Here is a 17,995-nt window from a genome sequence, read left to right as displayed (position 1 = left end):
TGTGCATTTTATACTGCTGGAACTGCGTATCTTGCCATATCGATAATGAAACTGCGCGTTTCCCTTGTTGTATGATATTCACGGCTGAACTGCCTTACCCATTCGGGATGTTCCTGGTACCAGCGGAAGGTTCTTTCCAATCCCTTTTCCAACGTGGTTTGCGGTAACCATCCCAATTCCGCTCGCAATCTGCCTGAGTGCACGACCAGACTGGATCCTCTGGATTGGGTAGGTTCCTGCTCCCGAATCTCTACAGCAACTACGGATCGATCCATTGGTTTCAATATCTCCCCGATCTCCTGCATGGTTGTTCCAAGCCCTGTCGATATGTTGTAGACCTGTCCGTCTTTGCCTTTCAGCATAATCTGTTCAATGGCCCGGAGGGCATCATCTACATACAAGAAATCACGCACTGCCGATCCCTGAATATCCAGAGTCAGTCCGTCCAACATCCGACCAAAATTTCGGGGAATAATACGGTCTGGTAATTGCCATGGTCCATAGAGGTTGGTCAAACGAAAGAGTTTGACTGGAAGCTGGTAACATTGAGCATAGGAGTGAGCCAGCATTTCACAGGCAACTTTGGATGCAGAATAAGGAGAGACGGGCGCATACGGATCTGATTCATGATAGACTCTGCCCCAATCGCCGCCATATACTTCAACGGATGAAGCCAGCATGACTGGAATGTGATGTTCCGTAGCATATTGCAGGATAGCCTGTGTGCTAAGTGTATTATTGCGGAAAACTTCCCCTGGCTGATGATACGAATAATCCACGTGTGGCATGGCCGCCAGATGAATTATGTAATCTGTTCCTGGAGGTAGATGAATCCGGTCCGATGCAAGGTTACAACAGATGAACGGCATCTCATGCAGAGGAGAGATATGAACCAGCCTCTGACAATAATCATCCCGATCCAGAAGGGTAATTCGATGCCCTTTTTGCGCCAAATACTGTGAAAGATTAAATCCCACAAATCCAGAAGCCCCTGTAATAACAATGTTCACACACGATTCCCCCTTGCGATTTATACAACGAGTGCATTGAAGAGAGTTTATGTACTGAGTATAACCTTAAAATGATACATTTTGTATCATTTTACAATTGTTTTTTGTTCGTCCTTGAGGTTATCGGGTAATTTATTATGAGGTGATATGAGATGAGTAAATGGAAAAAGAATATAGAGACGTTATTTCTTCAGGATGACGGTGTAATTCCCAATCATCCGACCCTGCCTGTGCTTTTGTATAAAAACGTATGGGCTGAAGAGGTTCTTCATGCAGAATCGTTGCTGAACCGTAATGGATGGGGAAATAGCTGGTTGAATGGTGTGTTCAATTATCATCATTATCATAGTAATGCTCATGAAGCTCTTGCTGTGGTGAGTGGATTCGTGAAACTGATTTTAGGCGGAGAACATGGGCAAAAAGTTTATCTTCAAACAGGCGACGTTGTCGTTCTTCCTGCTGGAACAGGGCATAAACGTCTGGAGTCCAGTGCCGACTTTCGTATTGCGGGCGCCTACCCGGGCGGTATGAGCTACAATACACGCACAGGTGAGGAAGATGATCGTGCCAAGGCTCTTCAGGAAATCCGAGAGGTTCCGATCCCGGATACCGATCCGGTCTATGGTCAGGATGGGCCACTAATCGAAATTTGGAGTGGGAAGAATTCATAACCGATATGAAGAAAATGAAGAAAAGAATACTATTGGACCATGCACAGTTGAAGTTGGTTCAGTTTTTAACGAGAAACAAATAGACTGTTCTCCGGACATGTAGGAGTTATCCACCGGTGGAACAGTCTATTTAGTGGGAATTATAAACATCTGGTATCGGAGAAACTTCGTGATAACCTTCCTGATTGCGGAAGGAAATGCTCAGGTCTTTTTTCAAACTTTTCGATCACGTATATTGATTTCTATCCGTACGTTTCATCTTAGGCCCTTTCAGCGTTCGGCAAGCCGAACACTGTAATACCTCATTGCAAGTGGCTTTCCATCCATCTCAAGTCGGCCTTGCAGCACCAGTTGTCGTAGACGGTACTCCACGAACGCATCACCTATATGCTGGCTGCTCGTCCCAATCACTTCGCCCACAATACGAGCTGCTCGGATATACTTGCCTGGCTCCCAGTTCGTTGTCAGTTCCCTTACCTTCTGCATAATGTACTCGTCCAACGCATCTTCAGGTAGACTTCGAATCTCACCATTTTCCATCATACGCAATAGTCCGGGCTGTACCGAAAGTTCCAGCCAATCCTGTTCCAGTTGGAGGCGTTCTTGCTTGGACAGCGGCTCTTGCTCAGAGCAGACTTGCCACATCGCCAGAAGCTTTTCCGGAAGAATCTCACCTGTGTGGAGCACATCATATTGAACATCAGGTCTATTGAATAATTGCTGATATAAGCCGCTCGTTTCGATCAGATATATAGGACTTTTACTGCTGCGCAATAGATGCATCGCATAGAGCAGTCCCGTCTTCTCACGTGCATTATCCGAATACCAGATGATGATTGACGTCTTGGAATCAATAGACTGCATTGTGGAGCTAAGCTCAAATATTGATTCAAGCTCATGCATGGCATAAGCCTCGCGGTCACTGAGACACATTCGTTCGGTCAGCCAAAGATGCCTGCGCTGCAAATCTGCACGATGGGCCAGATCACCTAACGGACCCACAGCATAATCATCATCCATAGAGAAGAAGCTCCGCTTTTTCTGATTAGGTAATGTACTCATTCCCATTTTCAGACTACTCAGAGGTGATTCTCCAAACGTAATATGAATTTCATTTGGCTTGTCGGTCTCAGCCAGGGCTTGTTGTTCCAGCAATTCCAGATCAAAAGGGGGTTCCATATCCCGAAACAGTGACTGTACCGCGTCCGCAAAATCCAACTTTTCGCCTTGCTCCTCCTGCCGCTTGACCACCTGTGCCGATTTCATATAAAGCACACGCAGTACTGAACGAAGTTCATTCTCATTCATGCGATTCAACAATCGACTGAAAGCAAAGATATCATCAATCATGCTGATCCTCCTTCAAGCTAACGTCAATATTGACAGAAACTATATCTGAACACTGATATTCCTTTGTTTATGAGGAGATTGATTTTCCAGATGGTTGATTCAGATCATTCAACTCTTCACCATCTGACGATGACCGGGTAAAATGTCGCTCCAGTTTGCGGCTCGCCCACAGGGATACTGCAATAAAAAGCAATACGCCTACCCAGCGTACAGGGTGCTCCAGAAATTGTTCCACATTGGAACCGATATACGTCACAGAGAAAATCATAATCGCTTTACCACAACCCACCGCAAGCAGGAAAGATAACAACCGCATTCGCGCGATTCCTGCCGCCACATTAATAATGACGAACGGACCCACCGGGAAGATACTGAGCAGAAAGACATACCCGAACGCGTTCCTCCGAATCCATACCATGCTGCGTTGCACACGAGGTTTGCGTGCCCATCGTTCCACAAAAGCAGATTTCCCAATCTCCCTTACGATCAGAAATGTCACGGTACAACCGAGAATCATGCCAATCCATGAATATAAAAACCCTGCCCACAGACCGTATACCGCACCGTTCACGCCCACAATCAACAGCGTTGGAAGTGGCGGCACAAATGATTTCATAAACGTAAGCAATATTCCCGGTAACGGGCCGAAAGAGCGAAACTTCTCCAGCCAGAAACGAATATTTTCTTCCGTAATATATGACATAATATCCAATGCTGCCGGGGTCATTTGCATCCATCCAATCTATACAATCTAAATTCTTAGGTTTGATGTCCACATTTCATCATTCAACTGAATGATTAAGCTTCTTACGCAACTCCCTCCCAGTATAACGTACATCTTCGATGAACACCGTTGTCAATTTGAAGAAATTATTGCAGAGTGAACTGACTTCCCACCAAAATCTAAATGAAATCCAAAAAGCACACCCCGACCTTCTTGTGGTCTTGGTGTGCTTTTCATATTAAAACCCGATTTCATCTTCGGGAGTATATCATCCTTATTCCAGCTGCGCTTCCTGCATGGCGAGTTCAATCAATTCTGCCTGATGGGCAGCATTCCATTCGGGAATCCCGGAACGCATGAACTCTTCAGCATCCATTGCCGCTTTGGACTGGTTGCAGAGATTGCAGGCGCAGACACAGTTAAGCGGGGTGGTATGTCCACCTTTGGCACGCGGCAGCAGATGGTCGATTGTGTCACCATACGATCCACAGAAGTAACAGGTGTAGTGATCCCGGGTCAGAATATACCGCTTGAAATCCTTGTTGCTGAACAATCGGCGAATCGTGTACCGATTCACCACCACAGCAGCTTTTTCCTTCACCAGTGTGACCGCGAGTTCCATGTCCACTTCTTGATGCCAGCGACGTCCCTTGTCCGTTTTGCCGCGCATCCGTACCATGCCTTGTCGGTTGGTCCGGAGCGAAGCCGGATCTTCCGGGTCAATGGCCACCGGGGCCGCCGGCGTCTGGCGGCGGGGACGGCCATCCGTGCCAGCCCCGTGGCTGCGGCTGGCATGCGCGGGTCGCTGCCCGGATGCACCGCGGGCAGCGTCTTCGCCGTTCGCCTTGGGCGCACGCTCCTTGCGCGCCTGGCGCGGCTTGGACCCTGGCGAGCCAGGCTGGCGCACGGGCGCAGGAGGCCCTGCCTCCACAGCAGCCCCAGGCGCTTGCCCCGGCTCGCGCCCGGTGGCGGCTGGCTGTGCCTCCACCGCCGTAGGTGCAGCGACCGTGGTGGCATCGCCACGGTCGCTCAGGGCCGGCGCATGGGCCTCAGCAGCTACGCTGCGGGCCTGCCCTGCGCCGGGCGCGAGCGCGGTAGCACGCTTGCGGCGGCGCTTGCGCTTGCGTTTGGCTGCGGTCGGTTGATCCGCAGCCATGGGCTCTGCTGCCGGGCCTTGCGGCTCAGCCGGCAGCAGAGCTTGGTGAGCCGCCGCATTCTGCTCGGCGGCCTGCACTGCAGCGGCTGCGCGCGCGCCAGCAGGCTGCTGTGCACTGCCCTTTTCATTCGCAGCAGCATGCCCCTGCGAATGCCCTTCTTCCCCACGCCAGTGCTCGCCTGGCTGTGTCCCATCTCCTACCTCACCTGCCAAACCATCCTGTTCCAGACTCGTCTCTCTCAGTTCATTTCCCGTTATGCTCTCTGATCGCTTGCTCTTCCTACGTCTTCTCCTCTTTTTCCGTATACCCGAAGAAGAGGGGGGCGAAGTCACCAACTCAGCGCCTTCATCGTCATTCGAAGAACTTGAGTCTACTGATGGTTGAGACACCAGAATTTTGTCAGACTCAGACACCGTAGCAGCTCCATGCTCCATACCGTGGGAGGTACGACCTGCCTCATTTTTCGCAGATGCAGAGGGTCTGGCAGTAACAGCACGTGTCTCCAAGCCATCCCGTTGACGCTCCATCCATTCATTCGTTCGTCCGACGCTTGAACCTGACTCGTGGTCAGCCTGTCCACCAAGCTGGCGACAGCTGCGGCAGGCTCCCCGCCTGGCTCCGGGACCTGCCCGCTTTCCGGTTCTGCGCCGGAATTCGGACATCGGCCGCTGTTGTCCGCAATACATACACGCTTTGCTCAGTCGCGCTTCTTGTTCCGTCTTTCCTTGCCGGAAAGGGGCTGGCCCCGTCTCCATGTTGTCACCTCGGTTCCGTATGAATCCGGTTTCTTTCTATTGTATCACATCTGCTCGCGAACACCCTCATGGCCAAAGGCCTGATAATCTTTCGAATTGTACTCCTGAGTCTGTTCACTGCATTCGTGGAGAATGTGTTCCACATATTCCAATATATCTTGCATCGGTCTCCCGCATTTTTCGCATGTTGTCATTATATTCACCTTAATCCTGTTATCCATAATGTATTATCGTTCCGCCTTATGATTACCCCTCAACCATGAAAAAGAACCACTCGTTCCCCACATCCCGCATATCTGTATAGACGAAAAAACCGCTCCCTGCTCTCCCCTAAGGTCGACCAAGAAACGGTTTATTATTCCTGTGTTGGAAATACATCTTAACGAACGTCCAGTTGGCCCGAGTTCTGTTGTGGGACGAGACGTGGTTTGGGTTTTGGCAGATTGCCAAAGATGACCCATGCATATGGAACAAACCTTGCCGTCAATCCAACGACGATCCACGAAGCGATTAGAGCTACACCGAATCCTCCGGCATACCATAGATGCACTAACCAGGAGACTCCTGTTTGCGGTGGAAATTCACGATACACCAGCAGGAAGAAGGGATGGATCAGATAGATCCCAAACGACAGAGCTCCAAGCCGGTTTAGCGGCTTCACGATCAGTGATGGTCCTTTGCGATAGAGCAGATAAGCGACCTGGATCAGGACCAGCGCACAAGCGAAGGTATGAACATTCCAGAAGAATTCATACCATAGTGTGTTATACGTTGCGATCTTCAGACGCAGCAGATAATAGATATACACATGGCCAAGTCCAGCAATAATCCATACCGCCCAGAGCAGAATCCATGAAGCTACGCGTCCTTTGGTTGCATTGGCCCGACTGATGACAAACCATTGCTTGATTTTAGGGAAATATACCCCGATAAAAGCACCCAGCATGAAATAAGAGAAGTACGAGAAAGCCCAGCTTCCCTTGTTGGGTACCTGGAATCCATATTTATTACTTACGATGAATGCCCATTGAATCAATAGCCCAATCGGAACAGACCATTTCACCACAGAAGGATATTTCTTAAGCAACCATAACACCAACGGGAATAACAGATAAAATTGCATGTTAATAAACACAAAGTACAGATGTGTATAGGCCTTACCTGTAAACAATTTCGTGATAAAACTTACTGCCGATTCGCCGAAAGGTCGGCCCTGATAATGCGTGAAATGCAGCAACACAAAATACATTAATGAAAACAGGAAATACGGGAGCAAAATATACACAAATCTTTTCTTGTAGAAGTTACTCACGAGTTTCTTATCCAGCGGACGGGAATAATAGTTATAGAACAGTACAAAACTGCTCATAAAAATAAAGGTTGGCGTACCATATTTCATAAAGATATTAATAAAGTTGTACAGCCAGTAATAGCCTGAACCCGTCATATCCACCGTCGCATAGGACGTGGAATGCACGCACAGTACGCCGATAATTGCCATGGCACGCACCAGATTCAGCTCTGGGATTCGCTCTCTTTTCAGTGTTTCACTCATGTTTACGTTTCTCCTTAATGTGTTCGTCAATATGTCAGATATGACTTAATACAATAAAGCTCTCTATCTATTAAAAGCCATAATGCTTAAGATGGATAGTCCATTTTCTTAACAATTCCTAAATTTTCAACACATTTCACACTATTTTCATGTCTATATATGTAAAAAAGACCGCGAGTACGCGGTCTGTGGGACATCCTGCTCTCAACCAAATGAATATTGGATCAACCGGATGAGAATGGTAAATTTGGGTTTGGGCATGATCACGCCCCTGACTGAGTCTACTTTCCACGACTCGCCAGAATCTGTTTATACACGTCAATAGCTGCCTGTCTCGATGCCTTCAGATCAACAATGGCATCCTTGCGCGGCTGATGGATGTCCTTGCTGTGCAGATCCTTCAATTCAGGTAACCACTTGCGAATATAATCACCTTGCGGATCATATTTCTCGGATTGCGTTACTGGATTGTTCACCCGAAAATATGGAACCGCATTCTCACCAAGCGAAGTACACCATAACCAGTTACCACGGTTTTGAATGTTATCATAGTCACTCAGCTTGCGCCTGAAATAAGCTTCACCCAAGGTGAATGGGCATTGCAGGTTTTTGGTGAGAAACATCGCCGTGAGAATCCGCAGCCGGTTTGGCATATGTCCGGTTTCATTCAGTTCCGTCATCGCTGCATCAATAATCGGAATGCCTGTCTCCGCCTTGCACCACCGTTCAAAGTGATCATCATGGAGAGCCGAGAGATCGTACACCTTTTCATATGTAAAATAGTGACTCTCATAAACTGCACGATACAGATAGAAGTCGCGGAAGCACAACTGCCTGATCCATTCCCCCGCTTCTGCCGTGCGACTCGCCGCATCATACATTTTGCGAATGGATACAGCCCCCACAGCCACGTAAGAACTGAGATGACTTGGCTCGTAAGCCTCATATTCGTCCCGATGATCCCCATATTCAGCAATTCGATCCGACAAAAATTGATCCAATAGCAGATGCGGGTCCTCGTCACTCGAACCACTGCCCTCCAGCAACTCCGGAGGTACCTCCATTGCATTCGGCCATTCAATCTGACGATCACTCACCTTCAGCTCTGCAACCGTTGTTGCCGAAGGAGGGTTGGGATGTTCATTCATGAATTCCACCCACCGCCGATGAAAAGCCGCAAATACCTTATATGGCTCCGACTTGCCTGTAAAATTGGCAAATCCATTTAGATCCATCAGCAGATGATCCGTCAGTTTTGTGAACGCAATCTCGCGTGCCTCACTGACTTTGCGTATGGCCCTATCCCGCTCGATTGCATATGGCGTCATGTCCCGATGGACCACAATCTCGTCAATCTCACCTTTGAATTCGTTCAGGATGAATTCAACCACTTCAGCCGGATTGCCATAAGCAACATGCAGTTTTCGTTTGGCTTCAAGATAACGTCTGCCTAATTCCGCTGCATGCTGCCTGAAATTCACACCGCTGTGTTCCTTATCTCGGCCTTGCCGCAGGAGGAATGGATCATAGATGAGAACATGTACACTCTCTTCTTGGTGTTCCCGCAAATAATCGAATGCGGCCAGATCATCCGTACGCAAGTCTTTGCGGTGTATGAATAGCTTCATGCCTCACCCTCCTGTCTGAGCTTACGTTACATACATTTATTTGTCCGTCAGGTTCTGATATAACCTGCTTGTTTCAGGCTCCGGCTGATACCCCAGATCCTCATTTAATGTCAATGTAAATGAATGATACAAACGAAGTATGCCTTGCTGATCATCCATGGATGCATACACTTCCATCATGAGTCGGCAGATTTCTTCCGAATAAGGCTCCCGTTCCTGCAATATCGTTAATTGCTCAATCGCTTCCTTGCCACGCCCAAGCTCCATGTCCCATCTCGCGATATCCATAACCAGCGCTGTATACTTGCGTCTGAGTTCCCTTGCTTTGGCCTGTGCCCAACGATAGTCATGCTCTTCCAGATAATCGCCACGATAAAGTGGAATCATATGTCTCAAGTCTTCGATAGTGTCTGATGTGATGACGTTGTAGACCATGGCTTTTTCAAATTGATCCACATCACTTACCAGATTGCCTGATAACAGACGATAACGGTTCATATTGTACTCCAGCTTGCCTGTCATGTTCCATTCCCTAAGCAGCTTTCGAATCTGGTACACAGAAGTATGTAGATGGGTTAATCCCTTTTCCTGGGAAACATCACCCCATAGCTTATCCAGCAGAATCTCCTTGCTTACCCATTCTTCCCTGTGATGAAACAAAAAAGCAAACAATTCCTGTGATTTGGTTGTGCGCCACTTATGTTTCTTGGCACCCTGATCCAAACTTCTGTAGATATCCAGATGTTTGAACGTTAGCAGCCCCGGAACTTCAGTATCCAACTCCACAGGTACGGGTTCCGATCCCTGTACCTCGGCGGTGGCTGCAACTTGGGAATGATGCGACATTATGCCCGCGATTCGATCAACGGTTTTGGCCAATCGGGTCGAGCTAACCGGTTTCAGTACATAATCCAGTGCATGCAGCTCAAATGCTTCCACTGCATGGTCCGCATAAGCCGTAACAAAGATAATACGAATACTCTGATCCAATTGCTGTATATATTCAGCCGCTTCCAGGCCATTCATCTCCGGCATTCCAATGTCCAAAAATACAACATCTACACGTTCCTTTGCCAGAAAATGCAGACCATCACGAGCTGTCGAAAAACAATGCACGGGTGTAATTCGTCCGTCCGTTCGTAGTAGTCGCTCCAGATGAAGCTGCGCTGGCTTCTCATCATCGATCACAATGGCTCTCACCGTTCTTTCAGCCTCCTGCCATGAAAGATTCAATAGGAAACCGATTTTATCGGCATCCGCTTATTAGTCTGTTAACCATAATTGCTTCACTCGGCACATTAATTGGAATAATCCACCTTTTGCACAGGGATACGGAATCGGATCTGCGTGCCTTTACCCACATGGCTATGAATCTCCAGTCCCTGACCATAGAGAGACATTAGGCGACGGTTAATATTTTGCAGCCCAACACCTCCTGGACCTTCGGTGCGCCCAGACTTGACCTGAGCCATACGCTCAGGAGGGATACCTACACCATCATCTTGAACCTGTACGACTACATGCTCACTCTCTTGGAAAATCCTAAGATGAACTGTCCCGCCGGCTGCCCGCTCCATCACGCCGTGGCGAATGGCATTCTCCACAAGCGGCTGAATACTGAGAGGTGGCAGATACAGATGTACGTCCGATTCCACCTCATACTTAACTACCAGTCTTTCCTCAAATCTCGCCTGTTCCAGATGTACATAAGACTCCACCAATTCCAGCTCTTTGGTCAAAGGAACAAGCTGCTCCCTGTTCTGGAAATCAAAACTTCCGCGCAGGTAATGACTCAATTCAATCAGCAGATCGGTTGCTTTGTCCGGATTCACTGCACAGGTCGCGATAATGACATTGAGTGCATTATATAGAAAGTGCGGCTTGATCTGGGCCTGCAAAAAGGCCATTTCGGTACGAATAGCTTCCTGCACAGAACTCCGCATCTCAATTAATGTCCGAACTCTGGCGCGCAATTCACCGGCATCCACCGGTTTGCTCAGGAAGTCATTGGCTCCCGCCTGGAATCCGTGTTTGATATCCTCAGGCAACCCACGGGCGGTCAGCATCAGAATCGGTAACTCAGACAAGGAACTGTGCTCGCGCAGTTTGCGACATAACTCAAGCCCGGACATCTTAGGCATCATCCAGTCCGTAATAACAAGATCAATGGACGGGAACTCCTCACGGAGTTTCAATGCGGTGAACCCGCTGTCCGCTGCAATCACACGATACCGTTCCGTCGACAATAGGTTAAGCAATACCTGTCGATTCACGGGGTCATCGTCTACAATCAGAATCGTATGCTCCGCTTCCGTAAGATCATCCTGCTCATCTGACTCTCTTGTCACAAGCTCCTTCGCCCCTGCCCCCTGTGCAGCAACATATCGGGCTGCAGCTGGTTTCGAATGAGATTGCAGCAACGGCAACTTCATAACAGGCAGGGTGAAATGAAAGGTCGAACCTTGCCCCGGCTCCGATTCAACCCAGATCTCACCACCGCCAAGTTCAACGAGTTTTCGCGTAATACTCAGACCCAGTCCGGTTCCATTATTCAATCGCTCGATCGTGCCGTTACTCTGCTCATACGCCTGAAAGATATCCTCCTGTTTGTCCAAGGCAATACCTACCCCTGTATCAGCGACCGATACCTTCACCCAATCTCCTTCAACACTAGCGTACAATCGAATCTCACCCTGCTCAGTGTACTTATAGGCGTTACCCAGCAAGTTATACAGAACTTGTCGGAGGCGATCTTCGTCTGCCTCAACAAGTGGCAACGACTGGGGCCATTGTTGAATCAATATAACCGGCTTGTCCTCAAACGTGAAACCGGAGACTTCGACTACAGTACGAGCAACGGATTCCAGATCAACAGGTACCCTTTTCAACTCGATCTCACTATTTTTTAATTTGGAAAAATCCAAAATATCGTTAACCAGCAGTGAAAGGCGCTTGCCGGTTGAAGTAATCATGGAGAGATTTTTGGCTTGCTTGGACGTGACTGCTCCGGCCGCTCCTTCCAGCATGGATTGCGCAATATTAATGATGCCGTGCAGGGGGGTTCGCAGCTCATGAGACGTGTTCGCCATGAACTCGTCCTTCAGGCTATCGATGGCCAGCAAACGCTCCGACAGGGCTTCCACGTCTCGGAATGATTGTGCGAAGCGGATTGCGGTCACAATCATCTGGGCAAATACAAATAATAAAAGTTCAATCAGCGCAAAGAACGCTGTGTCTAGGGTAGTGAACGCACCAAGCGTATACAACACAACAACCATGAGTATGCTCATCATGCTCACCAGTGCAAAGTGGCTGTCATTCGGCCGTCCTTTCAACCAATAGAACATGGCTCGCAGCGTATAGAACATGACAACAAGTGAGATCAGCAACATGGGAAGCTCAAGAGACGAGAAAAGCGTCGGAGGAAGCGTAAGACCCACAATGATCTGGGTAATGATTAGCACTACAGCCAGACGAACAAACCACTGATGAACTGCTCCTGGTACACGGGCATCCATATACCGAAGTAAAAAGTAATAGGCAAAGGCTGAACTAAGGAGCTGAATCCGAAGTATCTCATTATTGGTCAGGAACGGTACAAACGTACCCAGTAACTTCTCCCCATGTGTCAAAGCGTACACCGCACCAGAAAGGCTGAATAATCCGAGAAAACGAAGTTCCTTCTCCGTACGTCGTAATCTGAACAGAAGTAGAAAAAAGGCGGCTGGCAAGATAAAACCGAATAAGGCCATCAGATCCTTGAGCCAACCTTGTTGCTGGCTTTTCAGAATACTATGCTCGTCCCCAAACAAAATGGGCGCTATAATGCCCCCGGAAGAATAACTATAGTTCGATACCTGAATGATAATGTCAGCCGTGTTGCCCTCAATGGACGTGAATCCTGTAAAGGGCAGATTTAATTGTATATCTGTCGCCCTCGTCTTTCCTGGCAGGCCTTTACCGCCAATCTCTTTACCATCGATAAATACCCGGTGGGCCATGCGTATATTCTGCGTGCGTATACCATAATCGTTTTTCATCGTCCGGGGTGTAAGCTGAACTTGCAAATGATAGGTTCCATACCCATGGGCCTGACCCAAAGATTTGTTCCATCGGGCAGGAACCTGAGTGCCAGACGAAGCCGGCAAAGGCTTGCGACCGGATACACTTGCTTCAATATCTGCCGGACTCAGCAACTGCCCAGGGTAGAAATCCCAGACACCCTTTAGAGACGCTGCACCCTTGCGATCAAAGTCCCATTGGGTCAGGTCAATTTTCCCATTTGTAGCCTGGGGGTTACTCCGCTCGCTAATTAACGTCTGGGCGATCCAGCCCAGCGGAACAATGACAATGCATATGAAACTTATGGTCAGCATAATCCAGTGTTTTCTCATCTATGTATTCCTTCCATCCACAGTGGCGAGAGACGTCTAATTTTGTCGATTTATCACTATAATTCATGTTACACGTTTCTGGTGCTCACGGAAATAGTTTCCGTATCATAATCGGTCAACTCCTTTATAATTTGAAGGATCTCTATCTGTTTCCGCCGGTACACCAAGAAACCCCAGGCCGAATTTCACCGGTGAACGGGCGAAATGTCCTGAGGTTGATTGAATGAAGATTTATTTAACAACTTGGGCAAGCTTCTGAACAATTCCGGCCCATCCTTGTTCCATACGTTCCCGCACCATGGCATGTGCCTGTCCAAACTCGGTTAGTTTATCCGCATCCCAGCCGCTGTGAATCAGTGTGAAATCCGTACCTCCCGGCTGTTCATTCAGTTGGAACGTCAACGTCCAGTCCTTACCCCAGCGAAATGACAGCTTGTGCAGCGGAAGAACTTCCGTCACCTGACATGGTGATTGGCCGAAGGGGCCTGCTTCCAATATAAACTCGTGACCTTCCACGGGTTCCAGATTGCCCGGCATGAACCAGGTTTTCAGTCCCTGCTCGGTCGAGACCATCTCCCACACCTTCTCTACAGGTGCATGGAGCACAAGTTCCTGCCGGATATCTGGCAGTGCACTTGATGAACTTGATGATGAATCCATTCGAATCACCTCCTTATACATTTCATTTCGTATAACTACCCGAATAGAAGTTGACCTCCGCTTTACCCACACCCTATAATTGGAACATATTACATAAAAGGTGCGTGATTCCTATGATAGTCTGCTCTGAAAAATCCAATTCCAACCGTTGCCGGAAGGGATTATTTTAACGTATTCCCTTCCCCTTTTGCAATTCATTACATCAAAATGTGGGGGATACCTATACTATGTCATTCAGTTATTACGGTCCATTATGTACCGCCGTATATGATCTAACCAAACCCGTGGGACACTCCTTGGGAGGAGATATTGAATTCTATCGCCACTATCTTCAGCGCTGCAAAGGACGTATCCTTGAAGCCATGTCGGGATCAGGCCGAGTGCTCATTCCTTTGCTTGAAGCAGGCTTGAAGGTGGATGGAATTGATTATTCAACCGATATGATCAACTCTTGCCGTTCTCGTTGTATGGAGCGGGCATTACCCATGCCTGAACTGTTCGTTGCCGATCTGGAGAAGCTTGACCTTCCATATCGATACGAGGCAATTATCATTCCCGGAGGTTCTTTGCTCCTCATCCAAGACAGACAGGCGTCGATTAACGTATTACGTAATCTATTTCAGCATTTAGAACCTGGCGGCAGGCTCGTGTTTGATCTGTTTCTGCCCGATGTGACACAACCCTCTTCTGTGGAAACATCAACCGTTTCATTACCCGATGGCGATACAATCACGGTAGAAGTGAAAAACATTGAAGTGAACCTTCTTCAACAGTACAAAGTGAGTCTGATCCGCTACGAACAATGGCATCAGGGTTCTCTTGTTGCTACGGAGCTGCAACAACTCACTCTACGTTGGTACGGCATAGAAGAGTTACGCCTAATTCTCGAAAACATTGGTTTCTCTGACATTAAAGTGTACGCCGACTTTAACCCGGATCAGCCACCCACACAGTCGAATCAAAAATTCGTATATGAAGCAACTAGAAGAGCGTAGCCATCCAAAATCAGGCCACAGCATGAGGTTTAACCCATGCTGTGGCCTTTTTTACTATATATAATTTAGAGCAAATTAGTATCCACGAGAATATTGCTCCGCAATGGCAGCTTGATCCTTGCTGACACCCAGTTCCAGAGCGGCATGGTTCGCCCAGTACGGATCACGCAGCATGCCTCTGCCCACGGCAACCAGATCCGCGTCGCCGTTTCCAATCACCGCCTGAGCCAATGCTGCATCCTCCAGCATACCCACTGCGATGACAGGAACGTTAAGTTCTTCACGGAAGCGACGGGCAAATGGTACCTGATACCCCGGATAGTTCCCCGGTTTCCGCTGTCCCGAAGGTCCTTCGCCACCTGAACTGATATGGAACATGTCCACGCCTGCGTCTTGGTAGGCACGGGCAATGTTGATCGTATGGTCGATATCATACCCGCCATCCGCGTATTCGACAGCCGAAATCCGCATAATTAGCGGCATATCTGCTGGCATTTCTTTTTTCACTGCCCGAATGACTTCAACCCCGAAACGGGACAGATCCTGCCCATATACATCCTCACGATGGTTCATCAGCGGGGAATGGAACTGGTGGATCAGGTATCCATGGGCACCGTGCAACTCAATGGTATCGACTCCAGCCTGGACTGCGCGGCGAACACCGTCTGCGAACTTCTGCACCATAGCTTCTACCTCTTCCGTACTTAATGCACGAGGTTCCTTGTACTTTTCTCCCGGGAATGTGACTACCGATGGAGCAACCGGCTGCGCTGCATCCTCTGCTTTTCGTCCTGCATGTGCGATCTGAATAGCTACTTTGGAGCCGTAGGCATGAATTCCATCTACAAGTTTGGTGAAGGCAGGCACATGCTCATCTGACCATATACCCAAGTCATTATCCGTAATACGACCATCCGGATCGACATCGGTCATCTCGATCACGATGAGTCCTGTTCCTCCAACCGCACGGCTCACATAGTGAACCTGATGCCAATCGTTCGGAATGCCGTCCTTCGCAGTGACAGAATATTGGCACATTGGTGCCATGACGACACGGTTATTTAATTGCAGACTCTTGAATTGATAAGGGGAAAATAATTGTTCAGTCATTGATGTTACATCTCCTGTTCCATGATCATGATATATATGAAGCCTTACTTATTTGTCTAAGTCCGAAAACAGTTTTCCGTTCTTACCGTAATTGTCCTTCTCCAAATCCTCAATGAAGATAAAGACTTTGCTCGGATCAACATCCAGTGTCTCACAAGCCACCTGAGTCATACGTTCAATCAACTGACGTTTCTGCTCGACCGACTTGCCTTCCAGTACCTTAACCGTGATAAATGGCATGTCTAGAACCCATCCTTTCTTCATCATTTATTATGAACCTGACGTATGGAAACACAAGTACGTACATTTTTGTGCCTTGGTACCCTTTTTGATACCTAGTCATCCTCCTATTTCCGATCTACCCCATTCTGGAAATGACTGCAAAACATGATATGATAACCGTAGAGAACCACAATAATTACTATACCCAATTTACATAAGTTGTGACTAACGGTTACACGATAACGGAGAGGGCAGAAATAACCTGTAGAAGCGGAGCGTTCGCCTTTATCCTCAGATTTTCACCTTTGTAAAAGTGGATCAAAAAATCTGGGGATAACAGCGATCAGAAAGTTATTCTGGCCTCATAGTGGATCAGTGTAAAACAAGTAGCTCAACTTAAATACTACTCAAGCTAGGGAGAGGTTATTATATGAAAGATATATTAATTCAAAGACTGAGTACTTATGTTCAGATGGATACCCAATCCGATGAAAATAGCGAGACATGCCCTTCCACACCCGGCCAACTGGCCTTGGGCAAACTGCTCGTTGAAGAATGTACCTCCATTGGTCTGCAAGATGTGACGATGGATGAGAATGGTTATGTCATGGCTACACTGCCATCCAATACCGACAAGGATGTTCCCGTCATTGGTTTCCTGGCTCACCTCGATACAGCGACCGACTTTACTGGCAAAAATGTTAAACCACAGGTTATCGATAACTACGACGGTGCTGACATTGTGCTGAACTCGGAACTGGATGTAGTGCTGTCCAACAAGGATTTCCCGGAACTGCACGAGTATAAAGGCCACACCCTGATCACAACCGATGGTACAACGTTGCTTGGTGCAGATAATAAGGCAGGCATTGCCGAGATTATGACCGCGATGGCCTATCTGATTGAACACCCGGAAGTGAAACACGGTAAGATTCGGGTTGCTTTTACCCCGGATGAAGAGATTGGCCGTGGACCGCACAAGTTTGATGTAGCTGCTTTTGGAGCCAAATATGCGTACACGGTCGATGGCGGACCACTTGGTGAACTGGAATACGAGAGCTTTAACGCAGCTGCCGCTAAAATCACCGTACAAGGCACCAATGTGCATCCCGGAACAGCGAAGGATAAGATGGTGAACTCCCTGAAAATTGCGATGGAATTGAATCGACGCCTGCCTGTGGAGGAAGCTCCTGAATTCACGGACGGTTATGATGGTTTCTACCATCTGTTGTCTCTGGAGGGTGACGTTGAACTGACAAAGATGAGTTACATCATCCGTGATTTCGACCGGGAGAAGTTTGAAGAGCGCAAAACAAATCTATTGAATATCGCGAACGAACTGAAGACCAAGTATGGAGAGAAAAGCATCACGGTTGAATTGAATGACCAGTACTATAACATGCGTGAGAAAATTGAACCCGTACGCCAGATCGTGGACATTGCCCATGAAGCCATGACACGATTGGACATCGAACCTGTTATTCGCCCCATCCGGGGAGGAACAGACGGTTCCCAACTATCCTATATGGGCATGCCCACACCAAATATCTTCACTGGTGGTGAGAACTACCACGGCAAATTTGAATATGTATCGGTAGACAATATGGTGAAGGCCACCCGTGTCATTGTAGAGATCGCTCAATTGTTCGAGCAGCGCGGAGATATCTAATCCACTTGACGTGCAGTGCACAAAGAACACAAAGAGTACCCCTTCGTATATTCGGGAGGGTGCTCTTTGTTATGCCATATTGTATTTTGTTGTAC

At 48.0% G+C, this 17,995-nt stretch carries 13 protein-coding genes and 1 pseudogene; 3 read left to right on the top strand and 11 right to left on the bottom strand.

Annotated elements, in window-relative coordinates; all coding sequences use genetic code 11:
- Positions 1 to 8: 8 nt before the first annotated feature.
- Complete coding sequence (locus tag J2X75_RS19235) at positions 9 to 1,010, bottom strand: NAD-dependent epimerase/dehydratase family protein (protein WP_310339127.1); 1,002 nt, start codon at positions 1,008 to 1,010, stop codon at positions 9 to 11.
- A gap of 152 nt (positions 1,011 to 1,162) precedes the next feature.
- Here J2X75_RS19235 and J2X75_RS19230 point away from each other — a divergent pair, with 152 nt between their 5' ends.
- Positions 1,163 to 1,681 (top strand): cupin domain-containing protein, encoded by a 519-nt coding sequence (locus tag J2X75_RS19230; protein ID WP_310339124.1) that lies wholly within the window; start codon positions 1,163 to 1,165, stop codon positions 1,679 to 1,681.
- A gap of 270 nt (positions 1,682 to 1,951) precedes the next feature.
- On the opposite strand, the gene J2X75_RS19225 is transcribed toward J2X75_RS19230, so the two are convergent.
- The 8 genes and pseudogenes from J2X75_RS19225 to J2X75_RS19190 all read right to left on the bottom strand — a co-directional run bounded on the left by J2X75_RS19225 (position 1,952) and on the right by J2X75_RS19190 (position 13,904).
- Positions 1,952 to 3,031, bottom strand: a complete 1,080-nt coding sequence (locus tag J2X75_RS19225) for a DUF1835 domain-containing protein (protein WP_310339121.1) — start codon at positions 3,029 to 3,031, stop codon at positions 1,952 to 1,954.
- Between the two features lie 67 nt (positions 3,032 to 3,098).
- Positions 3,099 to 3,758, bottom strand: coding sequence for a TVP38/TMEM64 family protein (locus J2X75_RS19220; RefSeq protein ID WP_105600405.1), 660 nt, complete (start codon positions 3,756 to 3,758; stop codon positions 3,099 to 3,101).
- A gap of 271 nt (positions 3,759 to 4,029) precedes the next feature.
- Positions 4,030 to 4,467: pseudogene (locus tag J2X75_RS19215) on the bottom strand (HNH endonuclease); the annotation flags it as partial.
- Between the two features lie 1,579 nt (positions 4,468 to 6,046).
- Positions 6,047 to 7,222, bottom strand: a complete 1,176-nt coding sequence (locus J2X75_RS19210; RefSeq protein ID WP_124116745.1) for an acyltransferase — start codon at positions 7,220 to 7,222, stop codon at positions 6,047 to 6,049.
- A 281-nt stretch (positions 7,223 to 7,503) separates the two neighbouring features.
- Positions 7,504 to 8,850 carry a cryptochrome/photolyase family protein gene (locus J2X75_RS19205; protein WP_310339117.1) on the bottom strand — a complete coding sequence of 449 codons (1,347 nt, stop codon included), beginning with the start codon at positions 8,848 to 8,850 and terminating at the stop codon, positions 7,504 to 7,506.
- A gap of 36 nt (positions 8,851 to 8,886) precedes the next feature.
- Positions 8,887 to 10,050, bottom strand: coding sequence for a response regulator (locus tag J2X75_RS19200; RefSeq protein WP_310339115.1), 1,164 nt, complete (start codon positions 10,048 to 10,050; stop codon positions 8,887 to 8,889).
- 98 nt (positions 10,051 to 10,148) lie between these two features.
- Positions 10,149 to 13,244, bottom strand: coding sequence for an ATP-binding protein (locus J2X75_RS19195; RefSeq protein ID WP_310339112.1), 3,096 nt, complete (start codon positions 13,242 to 13,244; stop codon positions 10,149 to 10,151).
- 231 nt (positions 13,245 to 13,475) lie between these two features.
- Positions 13,476 to 13,904 (bottom strand): SRPBCC family protein, encoded by a 429-nt coding sequence (locus tag J2X75_RS19190; protein ID WP_310339110.1) that lies wholly within the window; start codon positions 13,902 to 13,904, stop codon positions 13,476 to 13,478.
- A gap of 227 nt (positions 13,905 to 14,131) precedes the next feature.
- On the opposite strand from J2X75_RS19190, the gene J2X75_RS19185 reads away from it, so the two are divergent.
- The gene (locus tag J2X75_RS19185; RefSeq protein WP_310339109.1) at positions 14,132 to 14,899 is read left to right on the top strand and encodes a class I SAM-dependent methyltransferase; all 768 of its coding nucleotides are present in this window, start codon (positions 14,132 to 14,134) and stop codon (positions 14,897 to 14,899) included.
- Positions 14,900 to 14,974: 75 nt separating this feature from the next.
- Here the strand turns inward: J2X75_RS19185 and J2X75_RS19180 are convergent, their stop codons facing one another.
- Together J2X75_RS19180 and J2X75_RS19175 are read right to left on the bottom strand one after the other, a co-directional pair.
- The gene (locus tag J2X75_RS19180; RefSeq protein WP_210109384.1) at positions 14,975 to 16,009 is read right to left on the bottom strand and encodes an NADH:flavin oxidoreductase/NADH oxidase; all 1,035 of its coding nucleotides are present in this window, start codon (positions 16,007 to 16,009) and stop codon (positions 14,975 to 14,977) included.
- Positions 16,010 to 16,057: 48 nt separating this feature from the next.
- Positions 16,058 to 16,249: a tautomerase family protein gene (locus tag J2X75_RS19175; protein ID WP_017691642.1), complete on the bottom strand. Its 192-nt coding sequence runs from the start codon at positions 16,247 to 16,249 to the stop codon at positions 16,058 to 16,060.
- A 412-nt stretch (positions 16,250 to 16,661) separates the two neighbouring features.
- On the opposite strand from J2X75_RS19175, the gene pepT reads away from it, so the two are divergent.
- Positions 16,662 to 17,900: a peptidase T gene (pepT, locus tag J2X75_RS19170; RefSeq protein WP_310339103.1), complete on the top strand. Its 1,239-nt coding sequence runs from the start codon at positions 16,662 to 16,664 to the stop codon at positions 17,898 to 17,900.
- The last annotated feature ends 95 nt before the right edge of the window (positions 17,901 to 17,995 follow it).

The organism is Paenibacillus sp. 2003, from assembly GCF_031455635.1.
Lineage (GTDB): Bacteria > Bacillota > Bacilli > Paenibacillales > Paenibacillaceae > Paenibacillus > Paenibacillus amylolyticus_B.
The sequence above is the reverse complement of the archived record's forward strand: the minus strand, read 5'-3'. Positions and strand labels throughout refer to the sequence as shown.

Coding starts and splice junctions, on each gene's coding strand:
- J2X75_RS19230 (WP_310339124.1), top strand. CDS start 1,163: ATGAGTAAATGGAAAAAGAATATAGAGACGTTATTTCTTCAGGATGAC.
- J2X75_RS19225 (WP_310339121.1), bottom strand. CDS start 3,031: ATGATTGATGATATCTTTGCTTTCAGTCGATTGTTGAATCGCATGAAT.
- J2X75_RS19220 (WP_105600405.1), bottom strand. CDS start 3,758: ATGACCCCGGCAGCATTGGATATTATGTCATATATTACGGAAGAAAAT.
- J2X75_RS19210 (WP_124116745.1), bottom strand. CDS start 7,222: ATGAGTGAAACACTGAAAAGAGAGCGAATCCCAGAGCTGAATCTGGTG.
- J2X75_RS19205 (WP_310339117.1), bottom strand. CDS start 8,850: ATGAAGCTATTCATACACCGCAAAGACTTGCGTACGGATGATCTGGCC.
- J2X75_RS19195 (WP_310339112.1), bottom strand. CDS start 13,244: ATGAGAAAACACTGGATTATGCTGACCATAAGTTTCATATGCATTGTC.
- J2X75_RS19190 (WP_310339110.1), bottom strand. CDS start 13,904: ATGGATTCATCATCAAGTTCATCAAGTGCACTGCCAGATATCCGGCAG.
- J2X75_RS19185 (WP_310339109.1), top strand. CDS start 14,132: ATGTCATTCAGTTATTACGGTCCATTATGTACCGCCGTATATGATCTA.
- J2X75_RS19180 (WP_210109384.1), bottom strand. CDS start 16,009: ATGACTGAACAATTATTTTCCCCTTATCAATTCAAGAGTCTGCAATTA.
- J2X75_RS19175 (WP_017691642.1), bottom strand. CDS start 16,249: ATGCCATTTATCACGGTTAAGGTACTGGAAGGCAAGTCGGTCGAGCAG.
- pepT (WP_310339103.1), top strand. CDS start 16,662: ATGAAAGATATATTAATTCAAAGACTGAGTACTTATGTTCAGATGGAT.